The following is a 22,259-nucleotide window of genomic DNA, read 5'->3' on the forward strand; positions in this document are numbered from 1 at the left end:
TTGAGTACCATTAGCGCGAAGCTGATCAATTAAATCTTGACCTTGTTTACCAACAGTATTGCCATTTAAGTCTACTTCATAGAAGTATTGACCTTTTGTTTTCACATTTTCTCCTAATGGAGATAAAGCAGGATTTTTAGCTACACCATTATCAGACCATGGAGCCTTATCAGAAGCTTTTAGTAATAGACGAGTCAACATACCATCACCAGCGAATAGTTCATAAGGAATTACTTGGTTGACACCGGCTGTGAATGGACCTTCACCCTTGGCTTGTTCTAGGTAGGCTGCTGGAACATCAATACTGTCTTTAACGTTGTTCTCAACTGCAGATTTGACATCGCTTTTTGTTACAAGACCGTTCAAAGTAATATTGACATTACGTGTCTTGACAACCTTAGTCAAATCAGGTTTATCTCCGTCTGCTTCATAGACAGTCAGGGTAGCTTCATAGGTATTTGTACCATTCGTACGAAGTGTATCTAATAGATCTTGATCCTTCTTACCTTCAGTGTTACCATTCAAAGATACTTGATAGTAATACTTACCATCAGGTAAATTTTTCACTGGTGGAATTTTCTCGTGTTGAGCGACACCGTTATCTGACCATGGTGCCTTGTCAGATGCCTTGAGCAAGAGACGAGTCAACATACCATCGCCTGCGAAAAGTTCGTATTTAAGCGGTTTATTTACACCAGCCAAGAACGGACCGGAAGCTTTGGCTTGTTCTAGGTAGGCTGCTGGAACATCGATAGTGTCATTAACATCCTCATCGACAGCTTTTTTAATATCTTCTGGACTTGCTTGTGTCCCATCCACATCAGCCGTATCTACAGCTTTTTTTAAGACATCTGTTAGCTCTGGATTTTCTTGAGTTTCTTCACCTTTTTCAAAAAGTGTATCCAGACGGGAAGGGCTTGTTTCCTCGCTCACTTCAGTTCCTTCTGTAGATGTAGAAAGTGAGTTCGTATTTCCAGCCACGACCTCAGGTTTCACTTCAGTCAGAACGGTATCTCCTTGAGTTTCTGGTAAGTCACCCTCTTTCGCTACCGATGTTCCTTCAGGTAAGACTTGACCTGGGGTCGGATTGACCACATCGGCACGTACAGAACTTGGTTGCCCAACTAGGATAAAGAAGCCACTGGCTACAACAACTGAGGCAACACCGACACTAAGACGGCGAATAGACCAACGAGTATATCTTTGATTTGGATTGAATTTCATAGGATTCTCCTTAGAGTTTTTCTTTATTTGATGACTCTAGTATAATCTCCTAAAATTAAAAAGGACTAAGAAAAAGTTAAAATTTTTCTTAAATCCCTCTTATAAAATACTTATATTAATTAAATCCATAAACAGATTTGGTGATTTGATAGACAACATTAGAAAGTTTGCGGGCTGGCAAGACTGAATGTTTGGTCAAACGACTGAGCATGGTCTTGCGAATGGCCTGAAAGACCTCTGGATTTTCCTGCTGAATATAGGTCCACAGCTCCCGTTTTTTGGCAAGATGCTCTGCTGTGCCTGCTCGATTGAGCAAGGCACTGGAAATAACCGTCGTGATTTCAATGTGATTCAGCAGATATTCTCGCATTTTAGGGTGGCTTACTTTAGATAAATCAAGCTGGTCTACTAAAAGACGATTAACCTTGAGTTGCTGGTCAATGCGCTTAATCATCACTTGCTCATTGACAGACTGGTCCTCACGCCCAATCAAATAACGATAGAAATCGACAGGCAAATAGTACATGGTCTTAACCTGCTGAAGGGGGGTAAAAACAAAGAGATTATCGACATAAAAAGTATGCTCAGGCAATTGGAACTGGCTCGCTCGCAACAAATCTGTCCGGTAAATCAGCGAGTGCATCATGATATACTGGCCTTTGGAGAAATTTCCGACCTGGTCCCAGCCAAAAATCTGCTGAACAGGCAAGACTGACTCATAACTCATACTCTTCTTACGAGACTGACCTTCCTTTTCATAGACAAAATTGGTCACAAAGGCATCAACCTCTTGACCCTTGCTCTCAAGTTCCTGCAAGGTTTCAAGAATTTTTAGGTAGGCACGAGGATCCACCCAGTCATCACTGTCAACTACTTTAAAATAGCGCCCAGAAGCCTCTGCCAAGCCACGATTGACCGCACCGCCATGGCCTTTATTTTCCTGATAGATGGCTCTAACGATGTTAGGATACTTGCTAGCTAAACGCTCAGCGATTTCCTGAGTCTGGTCCTGAGACCCGTCATTGATAATCAAAATCTCAACTTGCTCACCACCAATCACTAGCGACTCCACACAGTAATGAAGATAGGCTGCAGCATTATAGCTAGGAATGGCGATAGACAATAACTTCATAATCTGCTCCTTTAGGGGACTGATTTTTTCTTATACTCTTCGAAAATCTCTTCAAACCGCGTCAACGTCGCCTTGCCGTATATATGTTACTGACTTCGTCAGTTCTATCTGCAACCTCAAAACAGTGTTTTGAGCTGACTGCGTCAGTCTTATCTACAACCTCAAAACAGTGTTTTGAGCTGACTGCGGCTAGTTTCCTAGTTTGATCTTTGATTTTCATTGAGTATTACTCTCTCTTGTCACTTCTTTCTATTTTACCATAAAGTCCAGCCTTTGAAGAATTTTTACTAGAATACAAGGCTTCTGTCTCTCTTTGCCATCTTGGGCATCAAAAAAGAGGGAAGTTCCCTCTTTTACGAATTCAATGCTGCTAGGGTATCCAAATACTGGTTGTTGATGACTGCCAAAATATAGGTGTCTGCCTTCAAGAGATCATCTGGTCCAAATTCAACATCCAATGGGGAATTTTCCTGCTCTCGGAAACCCAAAATATTCAGATTGTATTTGCCACGGAGGTCTAATTTACTCAGACTTTGACCTGCCCAAGACTGAGGAATTTTCATCTCCACAATAGAGACATTTTTATCCAACTGAAAGACATCAACATTGTTATGAAAGAGAATGGTCTGCGCTAGAGACTGCCCCATTTCATACTCTGGTGAAATCACCGAGTCAGCTCCAATCTTTTCCAGCACTTTCTTAGCAGTCTGACTTTTGACCTTGGCAATAACAGTCGGTACCCCCAAACTCTTACAGTGCATAACCGCAAGCACACTCGACTCCAGATTTTCACCTGTCGCGACTACAACGGTATCGCAGGTATCAATCCCTGCTGATCTCAATAATTCTTCATCTGTGATGTCACCAATCACTCCACGCGCCAAAACTGGCTCAAACTGATTGATGCGCTCTGCGTGGTCATCAATAGCGATAATATTCATATCCTGCTTGGCTAGGGCAGCTAGGACACTACTCCCAAAAATTCCCAAGCCTAAAATTCCAATCGTACGATCTGACATGCTCTTTCCTTTCTTAACCAATACTAATATCTGCTTTCATATAGTGAATCATATCTTTCTTTTCTGGATGGTAATCTGCTAGACTGACCAGCAGGGTCAAGGGACCAATTCGTCCGATAAACATGAGAACCATAATCACACTTAGAGCTAATTTCCCTAAATCTGGAGTTAAATTTGCCGTCACTCCGACTGTCCCAAGAGCAGAAATGGTTTCAAATATGAGGTGGATAAAGGGAGGATTTCCCTTGGCTGTGATCCCTAGTAAAATCAAGCCCAGCAAGAAGGTCATCAAAAAGATAATAAAGACACTAAAGGATTTTTGAACCGTTCGTGGCGCAATCGTCCGTCGAGCGACATTGGCATGAGGTAAGCCTAGAAGCTCACTTCGCGCAAAGACCAAGAGGACAAAAAATGTGGTAATCTTGAGCCCTCCAGCTGTTCCTCCTGGAGCCCCACCTAGAAACATCTGCAAGATATAAATCAATAAGGTAACAGGACGAGCCATGCTATAATCAATTGTCCCAAAACCAGCCGTTCTCATGCTGACAGTTTGGAAAAAGCTGACCAAGACCTTATCTGCAACAGGGAGATTGCCAATCGTACCTGCATTGTTCCATTCAAGAACGAGACTGCTCACCGTCCCAAAAGCTAGTAGCCCCAACGTCAGTAATAAAACCAGTTTGGTGTGAAAATGTAGGCGCCCTTTTTTCTTTTTCCCTATATGCGTAGCAAGGTCAAACCAGACCATAAATCCAAGACCACCTGTGATAATCAAGCCTGCGATGACCAGATTGACCAAGGGATCAGTCTGAAAAGCAATCAAGCTCGTACTTCCAAAATTATCAAAACCTGCATTACAGAAGGCGGATATAGCTAGAAAAATAGCACTAAAGAGACCGCGCTCCCAGCCAAGTTGAGGAACAAAACGAAAACTGAGGAATAGAGCTCCCAAACCCTCAACCAAAAAAGTCGTGAGAAAAATAGAATAGACAAACTTTCTCAAAGATCGAGTCTCTCCATAACTAAAACTATCCTGAATAGTTGCACGGCTACGAAGACTAAGCTTTTGCTTACTCTGGATATAGAAAACCCCAATAAAGGTCATGAGCCCCAGACCACCAATCTGAATCAAGAACATACAAATGAGCTGACCCCAAATATTGTAGGTGGCAGCGACAGGCTGGGTAAAAAGACCTGTCACACAGACCATGGATACAGTTGTAAAAAGATGGTCAAAATAAGTCGCTCGTGAGCTTTCAACTTGGACAAAAGGCAAGCTCAAAAGAAGAGAGCCTAGTAAAATGACCAAGGCAAAACTCAAAAAAATACGACGGGCTGGCGATAAACGAGATAAGCCTAGCTCTATTTTTTCCTTAGATAATTTAAATAACATACATCCATTGTACCATAAAAAGCTCGAAATGACTTAGATAGGATAAGGCAAAATCCACTAACACCAAGCCTAAAAAATGCCACCTTTTTGTTGATAGCCTAGGCAAGAACAAGCCTCGTTCAAGAGTTCATGATAATATGACTGTAAGTCAAAAAACAAGACAGGAGCTGTTAACGCTAGCTACTCTATATGCTTTTCAGGAGAAAATGAAACACACCATTTTGAATCTGAAATAGTAGGCTACAACTTCTCAAACATTACTAGAAATTGATGTAACTTACCTAATCAATTTGTTGAGATTTTATTTCATATTACCACAATAAAAACGCATAGTATCAAAGTTTTCATCACCTGATATGATGCGTTTTTCTGATTTTAAAGATTTTTCCCAATCTCAACATGCGTCCAAAAAGAGGAAGATGACCTCGTTTAACACTATTTTCGCAAAGTATGAGCTAGACATTTTATGATAAAGCAGACCTTTTGTCAGCACAACTAAAGGAGGTGAACACTTGCTAAACTCAGTTCTAGCGCCTTATCAAAAGCTTCCGAGCCCCAGTCACGACTATCGTACTGGTCCAAGTCAGCTAGGGAATCTGCTGTGAACAACAATTCACCCCAGAGAACCCCACGCAATTGAGCTACTGCCGCAAGCGCAGCACACTCCATCTCCACAACAGCACAGCCTTCTTCCTTACGATAAGCCACCTTTTCAGTCGTTTCTCGGTAAAAACCATCTGTCGTCCAGGTCATGACTTCTTCATAGGGGATCCCTCTGACTTCCAAAACTCGCTCAATAGCAGCAATAGCCTCTGGCTGCATTTCCATATAACGAGAAGGTACCACATAGTGGTAACTGGCTCCTTCATCTCGCAGAGCGCGAACAGGGACTAGAAAGGCATTTTCCTCTATATCGGCTAGCACACCACAGGTACCTGTGGAAATAATCTGCTCCACACCATAGCCAATCAACCAATCCATAAACTGGGCTGCTGGAGCTGAACCAACAGGAGCCTGAGCCAGACAAATCTCCTCGCCTTTGTAGTTCACGACATAGACTGGATAGGTCTTGGTGGCAGAAATGAATTCGCCGACACAGTCCGCCCCTACTTCCCTCGCATAGCGGTCAATCTCTTCACCTAAAAATGCATAGACACATTTCTTGGGCAAGTGCAAGTCCAGCCCTTCGTGATCAGGCATGATGACTGCCTGAGGATTGTCATCAAACTCTAAAATAGGAATCGCATGTTTCTGAATCATAGCCTGCCTCCTCTAATTTTGTACTATTGTATCAAAAATCGACGGAGTGTCAAGGAGGGGCTGATAAACTGAGGAGAGAAACAATACAATAACAATATTTTTGACAGAGACTCTTTTTAATGGTACAATGGACTTGCTTAAAAGTTCGATGAAATAAGCACATAAGAAAACACCACCGGTTGCCGCCAGTGGTGTTTTTTTGCGCTTGCTCAAGGCGCTCAGGCTATTTCTTTTTCTTGTCGCATTTGCTTGCTACAAATCGGATAAGCCACTCCGATAAGACATTCGCTAGTGTACCAGCAAGAATAGGTAGCAAGACAAGTTCGATGAAAACGCACATAAGATCACCTCCTGCCTGCGCAGTCTAGTGTTTGCGACCTTACTATTGTATCATCTTTGACTGAAAATAAATAGAAAAAATCATTGACATCATCTAGTCATCCACAAAAACTCTCTCCTACACTAGTACTTCTTGCATCAAAAAGCATCCCAGTTACAAGATGATTTAAAATTGATCAATGAAGCAGACTTGCTAAGATATAGAGTAGGTAAATGTGGGTTGGGTAAAAAATATAGAAGAAGTTTTTATCTCCACTCCCTTTTTCTCCATTATAGAAGAACAAGGGAATGACAGAAAAGAAACAACACCCGCTGTTCCTTTTTTACTTCTATTCCACAGGTATTTCCTTAATCACGCGCGCAGGGTTGCCAGCTAATACAACATTGTCCCCAAAGGACTTGGTAATCACTGCCCCTGCTCCTGCGACGACATTATTTCCAAGTGTGACTCCAGGCAGGACAATGACGCCACCACCAGCCCAGAAATTGTCTCCGATTGTGATAGGCTTACCGTACTCAATACCTGAATTACGCTCATGTGGATCCAGCGGATGAAGTGGAGTCAAGAACTGACAGTTGGGACCAATCATGGCATTGTCTCCAATACGAATCGGACAAACATCCAGCATGGTCAAGTTCCAATTAGAATAAAAATTTTCCCCTAGATGAATATTGACCCCATAATCGACCACTAGGCGTGGATTGACATATAGATTTTGTCCAGTCGAACCAAACCAAGCCTTAATGATTTCAGCTCCCTTTAAGGGGTCTTCTTCCTTGTTAAAGGCAGCCTGTTTTTGGCGAGAAGCCTGAGCCAAGGCACGCAGTTCTGGATCCGATGGACGGTAAACCTCTCCTGCTATCATTTTCTGGTATTCACTAGTCATTGTATTCTTCTCCTTATTTCCTACTATCATATCAAATTTTCTACATATCTGACTAGGATAAGGAGCACTTTCTACAGTTTATGCTCTGATTTTCATCACATCCTATCTAGCTAAGCGGATACGCGTCACGATTCCATCTGGGTCTGTCACTTCTAACCGAGTTGATGTCAGCCACTTGATAGGCGCCTCAACTTCTTGTCCTCTTCCAGCAATCGTTAACAGTTCTTTTTTGCTTGCGACTTCAATGACATAGTAGGCTAAGCCGGGTAATCCTTGTTCACGTCTGGCTAGCCTTTTTCCTCCCCACTCGTTGACTGCTAAATGATGATGATAATCTCCAGACGCAATCCAACTAGCACTAGGTAGACTAAATTTATCCTCTAGTCCTAAAACCTTTTGATAAAACTGGCTTGCTACTTGACTATCCTTGACAGAAAGATGGATATGCCCCATGCGCGTAGTAGAGGCTATCTCAAAAGGTTCTACTTTACATCCCATCTCATATATTTCTTGAGCAGATAAGGCTTCAGTCACTCCGACAATGCGCCCATCCTCACGAATATCCCAGTCCTCTACAGGCTTATCCCGATAAATTTCAATCCCGTTCCCTTCTAAATCTTCCAGATAGATTGCTTCACTGTAGCCATGATCCGCCCCACCGACTAGCTGAATTTGCAGCTCTGCTATATGCTTAAACAGATTTGCCAAATCCTCACGACTTGGTAAAAGGATAGCTAGGTGATAGAGACCATAGTGATCTTGCACCTCCGCTAGCCTGTCTGTTTTCAGTAAATGAACCAAAGCCTTTCCACCAGCTCCTAAAATACTTTCAGATTCTGTCTGAGAAAGGATTTCCAAGCCTAGAATCTGATGATAGAAGGCAGTCTGACTTGCCAAATCCTTAACATTTAAAACTGCCTCTGCCAAATAAATCTTACTATTGTATGCGTAGGTCATCTATTTCTCCTTTGTTCTTCTTATTGTAACTTTATTTATTACAACATTATGCTCCTTTTTTACTTGGAGTCAAGTAGAACAACTCAAATAGCAGGACAAAACGATGTTGGGCAAAAAGTCGACTTCAGGAGAAAATGAAGTAAATCTCCCCACAATAAAACACATAGTACCAAGGTTTCTCAAGACCTGATACTATGCGTTTTTCTGATTTCAAAGACTTCTTGCCCAGCCTCGTTTTTGTTTATCCTCGTTCGCCAGGGGCTGGACCGCCGCCTTGAGGACCTCTATTCGGACCTCCGCCTCCAGGCATAGAATTGACAATATCTGTTTGTTTTTCGCCGTTGATGTAGATATCCCCACCTGTATAGGTCGCGGTTCCATCAAAGTCAAAACCTGTTTGACCAGTCATTTTAATGGTTCCACCGGTAACCGTGATATTCCCGTTTGAGTCAATTGGGTCTGTATCTCCTTGACCGACTTCTACAGTTAGATTTCCACCTGTCATAGTAAAGTAAATGTCACTTTGCTGGGCATTTTTATTGGCTGCATTGACCCCATCATCTGTCGAGTAGACATTGATATCTCCACCATTGATCGTAATGGCTTTCCCTTCAATTCCTTCTGTGGAATTCTTGACGGTGTAAGTACCACTATCAATCACTAGGTTGCCAGAAGCGTGAATGCCGTCATCGCCTGCTGTGACTGTTATGGTATTGTTCGCCAAATACATATTTCCGACAGTCATATCGTCATCATTGTCAACTTTGACACCATCTTCCTTGGCATCGATCGTCATGGTCGCACCAGTGACATTAAGTTCATCATTGACATTAAAGGCATCGCCAACTGATGTGATGTTAAAGGTTCCACCTGTGATGTGGAGGGTGTCGTTAGCCTTGATAGCATTGCTTTTCTTGCCATCCACATTGAGAGTTCCTGAGCCATTGATGGTCAAATCAACCTTAGAAAAGAGAGCTGCATTTGCCTTTTCATCACTGTTAGAGCTTGAATCAGAGAGACTGTTGGTGGTTCCCTCTGCCAGAGTCAAATAGACATGACCGGCGCTTGTAGCAGAAATAGCCGCATCTGTATTGGTCATGGTCGCGCCTTTGAGGACAAGCTTCACATCATCAGACTTATCAGCTGCAATTTTAATTTGCACTCCGTCAGACTGACCAGAAATGACATAGGTACCTGCTTTTGAGATGGTCACTGTTGAGCCAGAAACTGTCACACCGTCTCCAGAGACACTTGCAGATGAGCCTGACAATTCAATCTTAGAGGCTGTATTTTCATCATAAGATGTATCGTAGTCCTTTTCTGTAAAATAAGAAGATTGACTGTTTTTAGCTGAAGTTGTGATGGCAGTGGTATCTGCCGCCGCAGTTGTACTTGACTTGGTCGTTGACTGCCCACAAGCTGTCATCAAAGTCAAAGCTGTTAAACTGGTTAAGATTAGAGTCCATTTTTTTGATTTCATACTTTTTTCCTCGCCTTCATTTAGCTTGAGCTTAGTTTACAGGGGAAGTCTGAAAAAAATCTAAACTTTTTCTGAAAGTTTTCTTAAGTTCAGTTTCAGTTAAGTTATCTTTAACAAAAGTTTTAGGAAAATTCCATAGACTAATTACAAGCAAGTTCAACTTGCCCAGACACACCTACCTGCTAATAAGATAGAGTGTTGAAATAGTTTGATAAAGGAGACAGGATTTATGAAACCAATTGAAACAAGCTTTAAACGAATTGAAACCAAATATGTCGTTGCCAAAGCTGACTTGGCTAATTTAATAGAGGACTTAAAAATATACCTCGTCGAGGATGATTATCCAACTTCGACCATTTCCAACATCTACTTTGATACAGAGCAATTTGATATGATTCAGGAGGATGGTCAAGGTACTAAGCGTAAAGAAAAGATTCGGATGCGAACCTATCTCAGTCAAGTCCAGCCTGATAGTCAGGTATTTTTAGAAATCAAATCTAAGGACAGAGCTGGTGTCGGACGAAAATATCGTCTCTTATCGACTCCCCAGTCTATCACCCAGTTTATGACCAAGGGACAGCTGGATAGCAGTATCAAGGACCGAATGATGATTGAAAAAATTCAGCAACTCCAAGAGGAATATCAGCAAGCCATTATCCCTCGTATGTATATTTACTACGACCGTTTTTCTCTCAAGGAAAAGAAAGAAATTAGCGGATTTCCCTACAATAAAATTCGTATCACCATTGACCAAAATCTAACCTATCGTGATGATAATGTCAGTTTATTTTCAGGAAAGGACGGTTTCCCTCTACTAAACGAGGACATTGTCATCATGGAAATTAAAGCACCTGGTAGAAAACCCCAATGGCTACAAGATATTCTCGACCAATATAGACTGGTAGAGCAGAAATTTTCAAAATACAGCTGCGCCTACCACAAGTCTCAAGGGCTGGACTATAGCCCACGACCAAGCACAGAAAGTGTAGGTACTACTTATGTCTAATCTTTTCAATTCTATTTTCAACGACACAACTGCTACTGCCAATCCTATCCAGCTCTTTCTGGCTCTCTTGGTCAGCCTGATTTTAGGTTTGGCGCTGACCTGGGCTTACAAACACCGTACCCTCTATACACGGGAATTTGCTGTTAGTTTGACCCTACTCCCCTGCTTGATGACTTTGGTCATCTTTCTAGTAAATGGCAGCCTAGGAACCTCCATCGCCGTTGCAGGAACCTTTAGCCTTATTCGTTTCCGTTCAGCCACCAGTGGCTCACGGGAACTAATTGCTATCTTTCTTGCCATGATTATCGGGCTGGCGGCAGGGACAGGCTACCTAACCTTAGCTGTTCTCTTCACTATCTTTATCTTAACGGTATGGCTTCTTTTAGAGAAACAACAAAGCAAGAGCAACCACCAACGTCGCAGACTATTAACCATCACAATTGCGAACCAAGAAGAGAAACTTCAAACTATCCAATCTGGACTGGCACAATTCTGTACTGAGTTAGACCTCATCTCGATTGATACCAGCAATGATGGAGAACAAGTCACCACTGTCTACGAAGTGGATTTCAAGGCTCAAACCGATGATTTTCAAGTCATCAATTACCTCACTAAAGAACAGAATACTTACCAGGTTTCCCTGACCAAAAATGCCAAGAAGAGAAAGAATTTGTAATTTTCAAATCAAATAGCAAACTAAGAGTCTCTTGAGTGCCGCCATTCTTTACCAATCAAAAAACTCCGTAGTCTCTAGCGCCATAAATCCGGCTAGAGATTACAGAGTTATTTTTTAATCTAAACTTCCTACAAGAGTATATTATCTACTGAAAGGATATGGTATTTGTAGGGAATACTTTAAAGGATACTCATAGGAAGTCAGTATTAACTAGTTATATTAGGTTTAGTTTACCCATTCACCATTGGCATTTACACGGTAACCATCTGGTGTTGTTGTGCTAACAGCCAAAGCACCTGAGCCATTGACATAGTACCATTTATCTGATACTTTGAACCATTGGCTTGCTTTCATAGCACCTGATGCTTCAAGATAGTACCAAGTACCTCCATCTTTAAGCCAACCTGTTGCCATTGAACCGTTAGCATTTAGGTAGTACCATGAACCATTGACTTTAGCCCAACCTGTTGCCATAGCGCCGCTAGCGTTTAGGTAGTACCATGAACCATTGTATTGGAGCCATCCTGTAGCCATAGCGCCATTGCTGTTGAGGTAGTACCATGAGCCATTGTTTTGTAGCCAACCTGTTACCATAGCACCATTAGCGTTTAGGTAGTACCATGAACCGTTGTCTTGGAGCCATCCTGTAGCCATTGAACCATCAGTATTGTAGAAGTACCACATACCATTTTCTTGTTTCCAACCTGTTTTTGGAGTGGCTGGTTTAGCTGGTTCTACTACAGAATATGAGCTGTATGATGGAACATATGAAGGGTATGAAGGCACATATGTCGGATTAGATGGTCTTGCAGGAACAGAAGGTTGTGCTGGAGTTTCAGTTTTTGGCGGTTGCTGCTGAGTCAAGCGGTTATATGCTTCTTCCGATTTACGAGCATAGTCTTCCTCAGCTTGTTGATCATCTGTTTTCTCTGGTTGAGGAGCTGGAGCTGGTTGAGGTTGTTCAGCTGGTTTTTCTTTAGCTTTATCTTCTTCTGCAGCTTTTTTATTAGCTTCATCTATTGCTTCTTCAGCATCTTCAGCAGTTAATCCATTTTTGAAACCTTCTACAATTTTAGCTCTCGTTTCAGCTGCTTCTTTCTTTAATGCTTCAATCGTTTTTTGTTTTTGTGCTTCTAGTTCTGGATCATTTTTCGTATCAGCTTTTTCTAGCTCTTTAATTGTAGCTTCTAAAGCTTTATCGTAATTGGCTAAAAATTCTTTTTGGGCAGCTGCTTCTTCCTTAGCTTCTTTTTCTTCTGCAACTTCCTCTTCTTTAGCTTTTTCTTCTATTTCTTTTTCAGCGGCTTCTGCAGTTAGACCTTCTTTGAAGCGTTTTTCATAATCAGCCTTCTTATCTGCAGCTCGTTTTTTTAATTCATCAATAAACCCTTGAATTTGTTTTTCTAATTCTGGATCATTTTTTGCATTTTTTAAATCTTCTTCTAATTCTTTAACTGTAGTTTCTAAAGCTTTATCAAAATTAGATAAGAATTCTTTTTGAGCAGCTGCTTCGGCTTCTTTCTCAGCCTTTTCAGCCGCCTCAAGTTGTCGCTTGGCAACTTCGAGGTTGCCTTTTTCGGTGTTTAATTCTTTCAACAGAGGGGTGACTTCAGGAATAGACTCATACATTTTTTTTGTATATTCTTCATCCTTAGCTTTCTGTTTTGTTGTTGTTTCATCTACTTTTTTATTCGCTTCATTAAATTTTTTAGTGTATTCCGGTTGGTTTGGATATTTATTTTTTTCTTCTTGTGCTTGTCTTAGTTCAAGATAAGCTTTCTGCAGCTCTCCATTAATTATTTGCCGCTCTTCATCTATTTTTCTAACGGCATTTGCCTTTTCTTCGGCTTTTTTCTGAGCTTCATCGTAATTTTTCTGAGCTTCGGCCACCTTTTTTTCTGCCTCAGCAACCTTGCTCTTTGCCTGTTCTACGGTAGATGAAGCAGATGCTGTAGATGCCACCTCCGCTTTCACAGTTACTGGCGGAGACGCAACAAAACCAGCCCCTAAGATAGCGACACTGGCTAGACTTGTTAAAATCATTTTTTTCTTATTCATCTAAATTTACCTCTTTTCTGATAATCATTTTTAGACTATACTTATATTAAGTATACCCCCCCCCACAAATCTTTGTCAAGTGTTTTATATTAAATTTTTGTTACATTTTTGTTCGGAATTTTATTTGTTTTATCAAAGTTTTTATGAAAATCGTTTTGAAAACTTTTGTATTTCTTTACATTCTCTCCCTTAGAGTTTCTCTTTTATACTCACTTGACTTCAAAGACAAGGTGTGTATTTGCTTTTCGATTGCAGATAAAACTCACATTACCATATATCAAAAGGTTGATTTCTGAATTAGGAATAGTCTTGCATATTTGCGATGGATGATGACTCGTTCTTATTTTCAGTAAGTAGCAACTGACTCGAGACACTCCAAAAAAGAGGTCAATGTTCGCCATCAACCTCTTTCTTATCGTTCATTCTTGTTGCTAGTGAGACGGATAACTTACCTCTCAGTCGGCATGTTCATCCTAGCTTACCCATTCACCATTAGCATTGACACGGTAACCATCTGGTGTTGTTGTGTTAACAGCCAAAGCGCCTGAACCATTTGCATAGTACCAGTGTTGACCTACTTTAAACCAACCCGTTTTCATGATCCCTTCTTCATCAAGGTAATACCAAGTACCATTTTCCTTGTACCAGCCTGTTTTCATAGCTCCTGAGCCATCAAAGTAGAACCATCTGCTACCATCTGTTCCCCAGCCTGTAAACATAGCACCTGAGTTACTTAGATAATACACCGATCCATCAACTTCTACAAATCCAGTCTGCATAACACCTAGATCATTCAAGTAGTACCATTGACCACCTGTTTTCAACCAGCCTGTCTTCACATCACCAGACTCATAAAAATACCACTTGCCATTAGACTGCACCCAGCCAGACTGATCAGACGTAGATTTTCTGAAATCTTTCAGCGGTGTTTCTACAACTATAGCTTTACTTTTAACTGTTGAAAGGTTTGAAGCAGTCACTTCTGTGTACTGAACAGCAGAACCATATCCACCAGCCAATTCCTCTGAAGAAGTCGTAGTTCCTAGAGCCAAAGCAACGGTTGCTGCTTTCTGAGGATTAGCTGCATTTTTAAAAGCAGCAAGACCCACATGGGTAAATTTAGGGTTAATCAAGTTCTCATAATAAGATGAAAATTCTTTTGATGTTTTATCTTTCTTTTTCGCCACATAGTTCGCCTTTTCAGCATGCCAATTTTCAATGGCTTTTAGAAATCCCTCAGGATTCAAATCTAAAGCTTCTCCACTTAGGCTATTACCAGATGGAAAGGCAGTCCAGTTGTTTTTACTTGAAAGACGTTCAGCCTTCAGCGCAACAGATACCTCAGCAGCGCGTACAAAAGCCGTTTTCTCATGGTCAACTGACCATTTGACAGGAACATACTTATCTACCAAACCTTCATCCGCTGCTTCTTTACGAATTTTATTGATAGCATCTAAAATAGATTGTTGATGAGGAGGCAAAAATTCTCCCTTGATTCCAACCAAAACATTGCCACTAGAAGGTTTTAGCACCTCTGAGGTCAATACATTGCCATCAGCAGATTGTGTTGCAACCAGTCTGTCGTTCGCAAAAACATCATTTGTCAAAACTGCTCCTGCCAAGGTCAAGGCCAAGGCACTAGCAAATACAATTTTCTTCATTTCTTTCTTACTCCTTATTGTAGTTTGAATATTATCTTAACAGATACCTTTCAACGTTTAATTATATCATATTTTCCTACTATTTGTCTTTGCTTACCTATTCCTAAATCCCAAAAGTAGGCGCAATGATTCTTTATTTCACAACAAGTTCATAACGTGTCTTACTTGTGAAGGTTTGACCAGCTTTAAGGATGACTTGGTCTTTGAGGTTACTGTGAATGGCATCTGGTAAAGCTTGCGCTTCAAGGGCAATCCCATTGTGCTGTACCATTGGCTGACCTCCTATGATGACACTCTCATCCACAAAATTTGCTGTGTAGACTACAAAGCAAGGAGCCTCTGTCTTGAAGAGCAGGAAGCGACCTGAGTTTTGGTCATAAAGAAAACCAGCATTGTCATGGCCTGCAGGAAGGGCAAATGGATGATCCAAACCAGATACCAGTTGGATTTGCTCATCTTCTTCTGCAAAGATGTCTTTCAACAAGGCACCATTGTAGATGTGTTTGACCACATCACGAGTAGCATCTGGAGTTTTTGCAGGAACACCGTCGGGAGCAATTGGGTAAATGCCCTCTGTGTTTAGTTGGAAGACATGACAGTCAATCGTCTGCGTGAAATCACCAGACAAGTTGAAATAGCTGTGGTTGGTTGGATTAACCAGCGTATCCTGATCTGTCGTTACCTTGTAGCTGATTTCGTAGGCACCAGTTTCTTCCAAGTGATAACTGATCCAAATCTTGAGGTTACCAGGAAACCCTCCTGTCCCATCTGTACGCTCTGTGTAGAGGATCAAGCCATGGTCGCTCACCTCGACCAATTCAAACAAGCTGGAATCCCAACCTGTTGATCCACTGTGGTTGCAGTTGCTAGCATTGTTGACCTCAAGATCATAGGTCTTGCCATTAAGCTCAAAGGTCGCACCTGCAATACGTCCTGCTACAGGACCTACGCTAGCTCCATGTTTGGGACTATTGCCTACATAGCTATCAAAGTCATCAAATCCCAAGATAACATTGGCAAAATTTCCAGCCTTATCAGGCGTTACATAGCGCAAGATGGTCGCACCATAAGTCATAACTTCAAGCTGGTAGCCACCGTCAGTTTCAAATCGATAGGCCAATACATGCTTGCCCTCAACATTTCCAAATACACGCTCTGTGTATGCTTTCATTCTGTTCTCCTTTTACTATTTCTCTCAAGCAAACAAACCATAGAAAGCGCCTTGACAATCTATGGTTTACTTGTATGATTTACAAATCCTCTTGTCAAGAATTCATAAACACTGTCTTACTTTTGATATTCGTGGATGATAACACCTTGTACCACACGGTTTACGGTACCTGTAGGAGACGGTGTATCTGGTTTATTCTCTACCTTGAGTGAAGTCAATAGGGCAAAGAGTTGGGCATAAACGATGTAAGGGAAGACACGGTAAATATCATTCAAGACACCGCCACAACCAAGTGCCACTTCATTGACATTTTCAAGACCAAAGGCTTGATCACTCAAAAGCACAACACGGCGAGCAATCTGATCACCAGCAACTTCACGAATCAAGTCCAAGTCGTACTTGCGAGTGTAGTCTGTCGTTGTACCAAAGACCAAAACAACTGTATCTTCATTGATAAGAGATTTTGGACCGTGACGGAAGCCAACTGGACTTTCATACATGGTCGCCACTTGGCCAGCTGTCAATTCCAAAATCTTTAGCTGAGCTTCATGAGCAAGTCCAAAGAATGGACCAGCACCAAGGTAGATGACACGGTTAAAGTCTGAATCAACAAGCTCTTTGACATCTTCTACCTTGTCTAAAACTTTACGGGCAAGACTAGTCACAACTTCAAAACGTTCAGCTTTCACAGCAAATTCTGTAGGATCAAAGACCAAGAGAGCTGTCAACATCATAGACGTAAAGCTAGAAGTCATGGCAAATCCAGCGTCATTTGAAGCAGCTGGTTGCAAGAGCAATAGATTACGGTCATCGCCGTGGGCTTGAAGAGCCAATTTACCATCTGCTGCACAAGTAATCGTCACTTGGTAAAGCTCATCCACCAAGGCTTTTGCTAAATCAACAGTCGCCACACTTTCAGGCGAGTTCCCACTACGAGCAAAAGACACAAGGACAGTTGCCACATCTTTTTTCAAATAAGTTTCTGGATTGGCAACGATATCAGTTGTCGCAATAGCATTGAAATTCCATTTGCGTTCGTCATAGACTTCCTTAAAGTAAGGCACCAAGGTATCTCCCACATAAGCAGAAGTCCCAGCACCTGTCAAGATAACCTTGATATAGTCATGTTTATCCGCAATTCCTTGTAGGAAGGCTGCAATTTCTTCACCTTGTGCTTGATAAGATTCAAAAGCTTCTTTCCATACATCAGGCTGTTGGTAGATTTCACGTGTAGTGATTTCTGCACCCAATTCAATCAAGTCTTTTTTTGTATAATGTAGCATTGAGTTCCTCTTTTTCTATCAAATATGGGAATGGGAGTAAGCCCCATTCCCATGTATATTCTATATAAAATGCTCTAACGATTTTCACGTTGTCACATGAATTGAATCGAGTTCCAACTAAAATCTTTGGGAAAAAGACCGATTATCGTCGGAGCATCGCTCCATCCTTCTATCGCCTATTTTCCCTGTGATTTTCACGTTGTCACATCTTATTCATCTTCGTCATCATCGAAGCCAGCTAACAGATCATTGACTTTCACAATGCTTTCTGCAGCACGGCTCTTATAGTCCACATCTGCACCTGTAAGGCTCGCATTGATAAATTCAATCACCATTGGAAGATTCATCCCTGCATAAAGTTCGATGTCACGACCTTCCATGATCAAACGACTGACCACGTTACAAGGTGTTCCACCGAGAAGATCTGCAAAGACTAGGAAATCATCCAATCCTTCAATAGCAGCTTCAAATTTTGCAGTAAAGTCTTCTGGGCCATCTTCTGGAAGAAGAGCTACTGTGTAAATGTTGTCTTGTGGGCCCATAATCATTTCTGTGCTACCTTTAAGCTCCTCACAGAAGCGACCATGGCTCACCAAAATCAATGATTTGGTCATAAGGAATTACATTCCAAATGCAAAGTGACCAAGGGCAGAAAGAGCCAAAGCAAGTACGATAATAATACCGATAGCTTTAGTAGAGTTCATACCTTTCTTACCAAGCAACCAGAAGATAAAGGCAGTAAAGATTGCTGGAAGCAAACGTGGGAAGATTTGGTTCAAGATGTCTTGGAAATCAATCATCTTTTCACCGATTGGCAACTTGTAAGAAATTTCAAAGTTAATCACTGTTGCTACAAGAGCACCCATCATGAAGACACCAAGTACAGATGCAGCGTCAATCAAAGCTGTCAAGGTACTTTGCATGTTGTTGATAAGGTTAACCCCTTCTTTGTAGGCAAATTCCAACTGTTTCCAACGGAAGATGTCATAGGCTACTGCAACTGCGATCCAAAGGAAGATACCCCAAGGTTGACCAGCGATAGCCATAGTTGCTGCGACTGACCCCATGATAGCAGGTACAAGTGAACCAAAGATTGTATCCCCAAGAGGAGCGAATGGTCCCATCAAACCTGTCTTGATACCGTTAACGGCGTCTTTTGAACCTACACCATCTTTTTCTTCCATGGCAAGGTCAAAACCAGCGATAATGGTATGGAAGAATGGTGAAGTATTGAAGAATTGAGTATGAACTTTCATCATTTCTTTCAATTCAGGAGTTCCATCCCCATACATTTTACGCAATTGAGGCAAGATCATGTAAAGGTAACCAGAAGCTTGCATACGTTCGTAGTTCCAACCTAATTGGAAAGTAAACAAGCTACGTTTGTTGATTTGATTAAAATCTTCTTTTGTTAGTTTGTAATTAGAATTCGTCATCTTCGATTTCCCCACTTTCTGATGGTGTAGAAGGTGCTGCTACAGCTACTTTTTGGCTATTTTTGAAGTGAAGCACTGCAAGGAAGATACCTACGATAGAGATACCAATCATAGACAAACCTTTGAAGTTGTTCACGAAACCAATTTTTTCAGCAACTTCAGCAGGAAGAGTACCTACGATACCAGCAACAGCGCCACCAAGACCTGTTACATATGAGTAAAGAACAGTCAACATAGCTGTCAAACCGAATCCCATAGCAAGATAGTGAAGGTTACGTTTAACTGGAAGGTAACGAAGCAAGATTGCAAATCCAAGACCTGGAAGCATACGTCCTGCGAGTGTCAAACCATCTGCAATCCATTGGTATTCTGTCACTAAGTCTACTACATGTTGTACAAAGGCACCACCAAAAGCAAGCGCAAAGAAGACTGGAAGGGCACGAGATAGAGCCCAAGGAATCGCACCAAGCAAGTAGTTGCGTTCAATACCTTTATAGTCAAAGCGTTCGATGGCAGCATCCACACGGTGAGCGAAGAAGGTAGTAGTCATACGTCCAAGAACGTCGAAGTAAGTCAAGAGAGCTGCTACTGGTACAGCGATTGTAGTAATTGCAAGCGGTGCATCAATTCCTTGTGAAACAGAGAAGGCTGTCGCAAGAACCGCACCAGAAGTTGCGTCGATACGAGAAGCACCACCGAAGGTACCAACCCCAAGAACGAACAGTTGCAAGTTACCACCGATAAGCAGACCCGTAGTCACATCTCCCATGATTAAACCAGTAATGAAACCAGCAAATACAGGGGAACCTGCAGATGAAACGATCGTCAACTCATCACAGATTTGATAAGCTGAGTACAAAGTGAGAAGTAAAATTTGCCACCATTGTATCATAACAATGACCTCCTAAAAAATTTTTTCCTATTTTAATAAGCTCAAAAAGTCTGAAATTGGATCATTTGGAACCATTTGAGCAGTAAGTTTAACACCTTTTTCTGCCAGTTTGTGGAAATCTTCCACATCCTTGTCTACTACGTTGATAGAACGTGTAATAGAACGAGTTTCTGGTGTTTGAGACATATTCCCAACATTGAGGGTTTCAAGTGGTACACCTGCTTCGACCAAGCCAAGGAAGCGGTCTGGTTTACGAGCCACGATAAAGAGACGTTGGCTATCGTACTTACCAGCAAGAATATTGGCTGCCGCTTTTTCAATTGGCAAAATACTCAATTTCACACCTGGTGGTGTCGCAAGTTTCAAACCACTCTTTTCAATATCGTTGTTGACAACTTCGTCGTCTACAACCATAATGCGTGAAACATTTAGTTTTCCAGCCCAAAGATTGGCTACTTGTCCGTGGATCAAACGTCCATCGATACGGCATCCTACAATTGTCATAAGTTTTCCCCCTTTATGTGTTTTAGTGTAGGTTTACGAGTTAAATGAATCTCTTCTTTATATTGACCTTCTGTTTCAAAGATAATGATGCGGTTGGCACCTTCCTTGAGATAGCTATGAGGGATATAAAGCGAGAGGGTTGGGCCGACGTTCCAAAAACGTCCTAGATTCTGCCCGTTTACAAAGGCAACTCCCTTACCAAACTCAGATAAGTCTAGGTAAGTATCTTTTGGCTCTTGGACTGTAAAGTCATAAGCATAAAAGGCTGGTTGTCCTTGAGTCCATCCTTTTGAAAAATCAATTTTCTCAGGATTGTCTAGTGGGAGTGGATAGTGTTTCCAGTTTAGTAAGAAGTGCAAATCCTTACAAACCCCTGTCCGAATTCCCTTACGTTGCGTATCCGCTAAGAACTTGTGTCCATAGTTGACACGCCCCATATTTTCTATCAAGACATCAATCCTAGACAGCGCTTTCTTTTTACCTTTATAAAAAATATCTTCCCCAATCTCTGTCTGATATTGGGTTTTAACCCACTGACCATCGACATACAGCTGGGCCCTATCTCGACCATCAATGATACGAAGTCTTTCTTCTTCTGCATCCCAGTTTGTTTCTGTTCGATAGAGTAGGTAGCCATAGCTTTGTCCCAACTCCTCCATCTTTTTAGGATAGAGGCTTTCTACTGGACTTGACAAGCTATCCAGAGTTTCAAACAAGGAAACTTTTTCAACTAGTGGAATAGCATCCAACTCCATACTCTCTTTGTAGAGGGGTTCCAACTGCGGATACTCTGGAAAATGTGTTGCCATCATCTTCTTGACTGCCAGATATTTGGCAGTTGGATTTCCTTCTTCATCCAGAAGAGCATCGTAATCATAAGATGTAACTTGTGGCAGATCCAAAGTCCCTCGAGCCGAACAACCATTCATGAAGCCAAAGTTTGTACCACCATGAAACATGTAAAGATTGATAGAGCCTTGTTCCAAAACCTCTCGAACTGCATCTGCCAATTCCTTAGGATCCCGTGTGATAATCGGTTCTTTCCAACGATTGAACCAGCCATCCCAGAACTCCATACACATGAGCGGCCATTTCTTACCATGCTCATCAAAGAATTCCTGCATCTGTGAAAAGTTGTAAGGTGCCTTAGAACCAAAATTCCCTGTTACAAAGAGGTCATCTTCGATTAAGGTTCCCGCTTTCAAAGTAGCTCTCCAAGGACCATCTGATGTAAAGAGTGGACAGGTTACGCCACGCTCTTCCATCAACTGTCGAATCGCTCTCAGGTAAGCCTTATCTTCTCCGTAAGAACCATACTCATTTTCAACCTGCATCATGAGGATATTGCCACCATTGTCCAACAGATGTGGAACCAATCGTGGTAGGAGCTGATCATAATAGCGACCGACAGCCTCAATATAGGCTGGATCTGATGAACGAATCCTCATATCCTTGGTTAAGAGCCAGGCTGGTAAACCACCGAATTCCCATTCCGCACAGATGAAGGGTGACGGACGAACGATAGCGTAGAGACCCAAGTCTTGCGCTGTCTGTAGAAATCGCTCCAAATCCAGAGCTCCTTCAAAATGAAACTCACCCTCACGAGGCTCGTGTAAATTCCAAGCCACATAAGTCTCTACCGTATTAAAACCAAGAGCCTTCAAGTTATAGAGCGAATGATACCAATCCTCTGGAGGAACCCTAAAATAATGAATGGCGCCAGATAAAATCTTAAATGATTTTCCATCGAGATAAAAATCATCTCGTATCTCAAATCGTGTCATAAAACTACCTTCTGACTGCGAAAGTTTACGCTTTCATTTGTTGTTATAGTAATTATAAACCAATCTGTTTGAATTGTCAATAGAAATTGTCGGAATA

20 protein-coding genes are annotated in these 22,259 nt (G+C 41.7%); 2 read left to right on the forward strand and 18 right to left on the reverse strand.

The genetic code is table 11. The features are described from left to right. From HW098_RS09230 to HW098_RS09275, 9 genes are all read right to left on the reverse strand, one after another. Positions 1–1,224: PavB family fibronectin-binding SSURE repeat adhesin (locus tag HW098_RS09230; RefSeq protein WP_176139911.1), on the reverse strand; the 1,224-nt coding region annotated here is incomplete at its 3' end. Positions 1,225–1,339: 115 nt separating this feature from the next. Further along, on the reverse strand, positions 1,340–2,356 hold the full coding sequence (locus HW098_RS09235; RefSeq protein ID WP_176139912.1) for a glycosyltransferase family 2 protein: 1,017 nt from the start codon (positions 2,354–2,356) through the stop codon (positions 1,340–1,342). Between the two features lie 61 nt (positions 2,357–2,417). After that, positions 2,418–2,576: a hypothetical protein gene (locus HW098_RS09240; RefSeq protein ID WP_176139913.1), complete on the reverse strand. Its 159-nt coding sequence runs from the start codon at positions 2,574–2,576 to the stop codon at positions 2,418–2,420. Between the two features lie 133 nt (positions 2,577–2,709). After that, positions 2,710–3,375, reverse strand: a complete 666-nt coding sequence (locus tag HW098_RS09245) for a TrkA family potassium uptake protein (protein ID WP_173219964.1) — start codon at positions 3,373–3,375, stop codon at positions 2,710–2,712. Between the two features lie 13 nt (positions 3,376–3,388). Further along, positions 3,389–4,768, reverse strand: coding sequence for a potassium transporter TrkG (locus HW098_RS09250; RefSeq protein WP_176139914.1), 1,380 nt, complete (start codon positions 4,766–4,768; stop codon positions 3,389–3,391). Between the two features lie 495 nt (positions 4,769–5,263). Then, positions 5,264–6,028: a nucleoside phosphorylase gene (locus HW098_RS09255; protein ID WP_176139915.1), complete on the reverse strand. Its 765-nt coding sequence runs from the start codon at positions 6,026–6,028 to the stop codon at positions 5,264–5,266. A gap of 668 nt (positions 6,029–6,696) precedes the next feature. Continuing rightward, positions 6,697–7,254, reverse strand: coding sequence for a sugar O-acetyltransferase (locus HW098_RS09265; RefSeq protein ID WP_176139916.1), 558 nt, complete (start codon positions 7,252–7,254; stop codon positions 6,697–6,699). Positions 7,255–7,356: 102 nt separating this feature from the next. After that, a complete protein-coding gene (locus HW098_RS09270; protein ID WP_176139917.1) occupies positions 7,357–8,211 on the reverse strand; it encodes a VOC family protein in 855 nt (284 codons plus the stop codon). Positions 8,212–8,452: 241 nt separating this feature from the next. Beyond that, complete coding sequence (locus HW098_RS09275) at positions 8,453–9,691, reverse strand: carbohydrate-binding domain-containing protein (protein WP_176139918.1); 1,239 nt, start codon at positions 9,689–9,691, stop codon at positions 8,453–8,455. Between the two features lie 229 nt (positions 9,692–9,920). On the opposite strand from HW098_RS09275, the gene HW098_RS09280 reads away from it, so the two are divergent. Both HW098_RS09280 and HW098_RS09285 read left to right on the forward strand, forming a co-directional pair. Further along, positions 9,921–10,697 carry a polyphosphate polymerase domain-containing protein gene (locus HW098_RS09280; protein ID WP_176139919.1) on the forward strand — a complete coding sequence of 259 codons (777 nt, stop codon included), beginning with the start codon at positions 9,921–9,923 and terminating at the stop codon, positions 10,695–10,697. Beyond that, on the forward strand, positions 10,690–11,373 hold the full coding sequence (locus HW098_RS09285; protein ID WP_176139920.1) for a DUF4956 domain-containing protein: 684 nt from the start codon (positions 10,690–10,692) through the stop codon (positions 11,371–11,373). Before HW098_RS09280 ends, HW098_RS09285 begins: the two co-directional genes overlap by 8 nt. A 225-nt stretch (positions 11,374–11,598) precedes the next feature. Here HW098_RS09285 and HW098_RS09290 read toward each other — a convergent pair whose 3' ends face one another. The 9 genes from HW098_RS09290 to HW098_RS09330 all read right to left on the reverse strand — a co-directional run bounded on the left by HW098_RS09290 (position 11,599) and on the right by HW098_RS09330 (position 22,162). Next, the gene (locus HW098_RS09290; RefSeq protein ID WP_176139921.1) at positions 11,599–13,431 is read right to left on the reverse strand and encodes a hypothetical protein; all 1,833 of its coding nucleotides are present in this window, start codon (positions 13,429–13,431) and stop codon (positions 11,599–11,601) included. 473 nt (positions 13,432–13,904) lie between these two features. After that, on the reverse strand, positions 13,905–15,092 hold the full coding sequence (locus HW098_RS09295) for a CAP domain-containing protein (protein ID WP_175880703.1): 1,188 nt from the start codon (positions 15,090–15,092) through the stop codon (positions 13,905–13,907). A 133-nt stretch (positions 15,093–15,225) separates the two neighbouring features. After that, positions 15,226–16,263: an aldose epimerase family protein gene (locus HW098_RS09300; RefSeq protein ID WP_176139922.1), complete on the reverse strand. Its 1,038-nt coding sequence runs from the start codon at positions 16,261–16,263 to the stop codon at positions 15,226–15,228. Positions 16,264–16,379: 116 nt separating this feature from the next. Continuing rightward, complete coding sequence (locus tag HW098_RS09305) at positions 16,380–17,546, reverse strand: SIS domain-containing protein (protein ID WP_176139923.1); 1,167 nt, start codon at positions 17,544–17,546, stop codon at positions 16,380–16,382. Between the two features lie 209 nt (positions 17,547–17,755). After that, entirely contained in the window at positions 17,756–18,160 is a 405-nt protein-coding gene (locus HW098_RS09310) for a PTS sugar transporter subunit IIA (RefSeq protein WP_176139924.1), read from the reverse strand. Between the two features lie 6 nt (positions 18,161–18,166). Beyond that, a complete protein-coding gene (locus HW098_RS09315) occupies positions 18,167–18,982 on the reverse strand; it encodes a PTS system mannose/fructose/sorbose family transporter subunit IID (protein ID WP_000185297.1) in 816 nt (271 codons plus the stop codon). Further along, positions 18,969–19,874 (reverse strand): PTS mannose/fructose/sorbose/N-acetylgalactosamine transporter subunit IIC, encoded by a 906-nt coding sequence (locus tag HW098_RS09320; protein ID WP_050235418.1) that lies wholly within the window; start codon positions 19,872–19,874, stop codon positions 18,969–18,971. Before HW098_RS09320 ends, HW098_RS09315 begins: the two co-directional genes overlap by 14 nt. Before the next feature lie 27 nt (positions 19,875–19,901). Continuing rightward, a complete protein-coding gene (locus HW098_RS09325) occupies positions 19,902–20,378 on the reverse strand; it encodes a PTS system mannose/fructose/N-acetylgalactosamine-transporter subunit IIB (RefSeq protein WP_000156958.1) in 477 nt (158 codons plus the stop codon). After that, on the reverse strand, positions 20,375–22,162 hold the full coding sequence (locus HW098_RS09330) for a beta-galactosidase (protein WP_176139925.1): 1,788 nt from the start codon (positions 22,160–22,162) through the stop codon (positions 20,375–20,377). Before HW098_RS09330 ends, HW098_RS09325 begins: the two co-directional genes overlap by 4 nt. Positions 22,163–22,259 lie beyond the last annotated feature (97 nt).

It is taken from the genome of Streptococcus sp. 1453, from assembly GCF_013276955.1.
GTDB lineage: Bacteria > Bacillota > Bacilli > Lactobacillales > Streptococcaceae > Streptococcus.

Coding starts and splice junctions, on each gene's coding strand:
- HW098_RS09300 (WP_176139922.1), bottom strand. CDS start 16,263: ATGAAAGCATACACAGAGCGTGTATTTGGAAATGTTGAGGGCAAGCAT.
- HW098_RS09310 (WP_176139924.1), bottom strand. CDS start 18,160: ATGACCAAATCATTGATTTTGGTGAGCCATGGTCGCTTCTGTGAGGAG.
- HW098_RS09265 (WP_176139916.1), bottom strand. CDS start 7,254: ATGACTAGTGAATACCAGAAAATGATAGCAGGAGAGGTTTACCGTCCA.
- HW098_RS09275 (WP_176139918.1), bottom strand. CDS start 9,691: ATGAAATCAAAAAAATGGACTCTAATCTTAACCAGTTTAACAGCTTTG.
- HW098_RS09255 (WP_176139915.1), bottom strand. CDS start 6,028: ATGATTCAGAAACATGCGATTCCTATTTTAGAGTTTGATGACAATCCT.
- HW098_RS09315 (WP_000185297.1), bottom strand. CDS start 18,982: ATGACGAATTCTAATTACAAACTAACAAAAGAAGATTTTAATCAAATC.
- HW098_RS09235 (WP_176139912.1), bottom strand. CDS start 2,356: ATGAAGTTATTGTCTATCGCCATTCCTAGCTATAATGCTGCAGCCTAT.
- HW098_RS09240 (WP_176139913.1), bottom strand. CDS start 2,576: ATGAAAATCAAAGATCAAACTAGGAAACTAGCCGCAGTCAGCTCAAAA.
- HW098_RS09320 (WP_050235418.1), bottom strand. CDS start 19,874: ATGATACAATGGTGGCAAATTTTACTTCTCACTTTGTACTCAGCTTAT.
- HW098_RS09295 (WP_175880703.1), bottom strand. CDS start 15,092: ATGAAGAAAATTGTATTTGCTAGTGCCTTGGCCTTGACCTTGGCAGGA.
- HW098_RS09325 (WP_000156958.1), bottom strand. CDS start 20,378: ATGACAATTGTAGGATGCCGTATCGATGGACGTTTGATCCACGGACAA.
- HW098_RS09305 (WP_176139923.1), bottom strand. CDS start 17,546: ATGCTACATTATACAAAAAAAGACTTGATTGAATTGGGTGCAGAAATC.
- HW098_RS09270 (WP_176139917.1), bottom strand. CDS start 8,211: ATGACCTACGCATACAATAGTAAGATTTATTTGGCAGAGGCAGTTTTA.
- HW098_RS09290 (WP_176139921.1), bottom strand. CDS start 13,431: ATGAATAAGAAAAAAATGATTTTAACAAGTCTAGCCAGTGTCGCTATC.
- HW098_RS09330 (WP_176139925.1), bottom strand. CDS start 22,162: ATGACACGATTTGAGATACGAGATGATTTTTATCTCGATGGAAAATCA.
- HW098_RS09285 (WP_176139920.1), top strand. CDS start 10,690: ATGTCTAATCTTTTCAATTCTATTTTCAACGACACAACTGCTACTGCC.
- HW098_RS09250 (WP_176139914.1), bottom strand. CDS start 4,768: ATGTTATTTAAATTATCTAAGGAAAAAATAGAGCTAGGCTTATCTCGT.
- HW098_RS09245 (WP_173219964.1), bottom strand. CDS start 3,375: ATGTCAGATCGTACGATTGGAATTTTAGGCTTGGGAATTTTTGGGAGT.
- HW098_RS09280 (WP_176139919.1), top strand. CDS start 9,921: ATGAAACCAATTGAAACAAGCTTTAAACGAATTGAAACCAAATATGTC.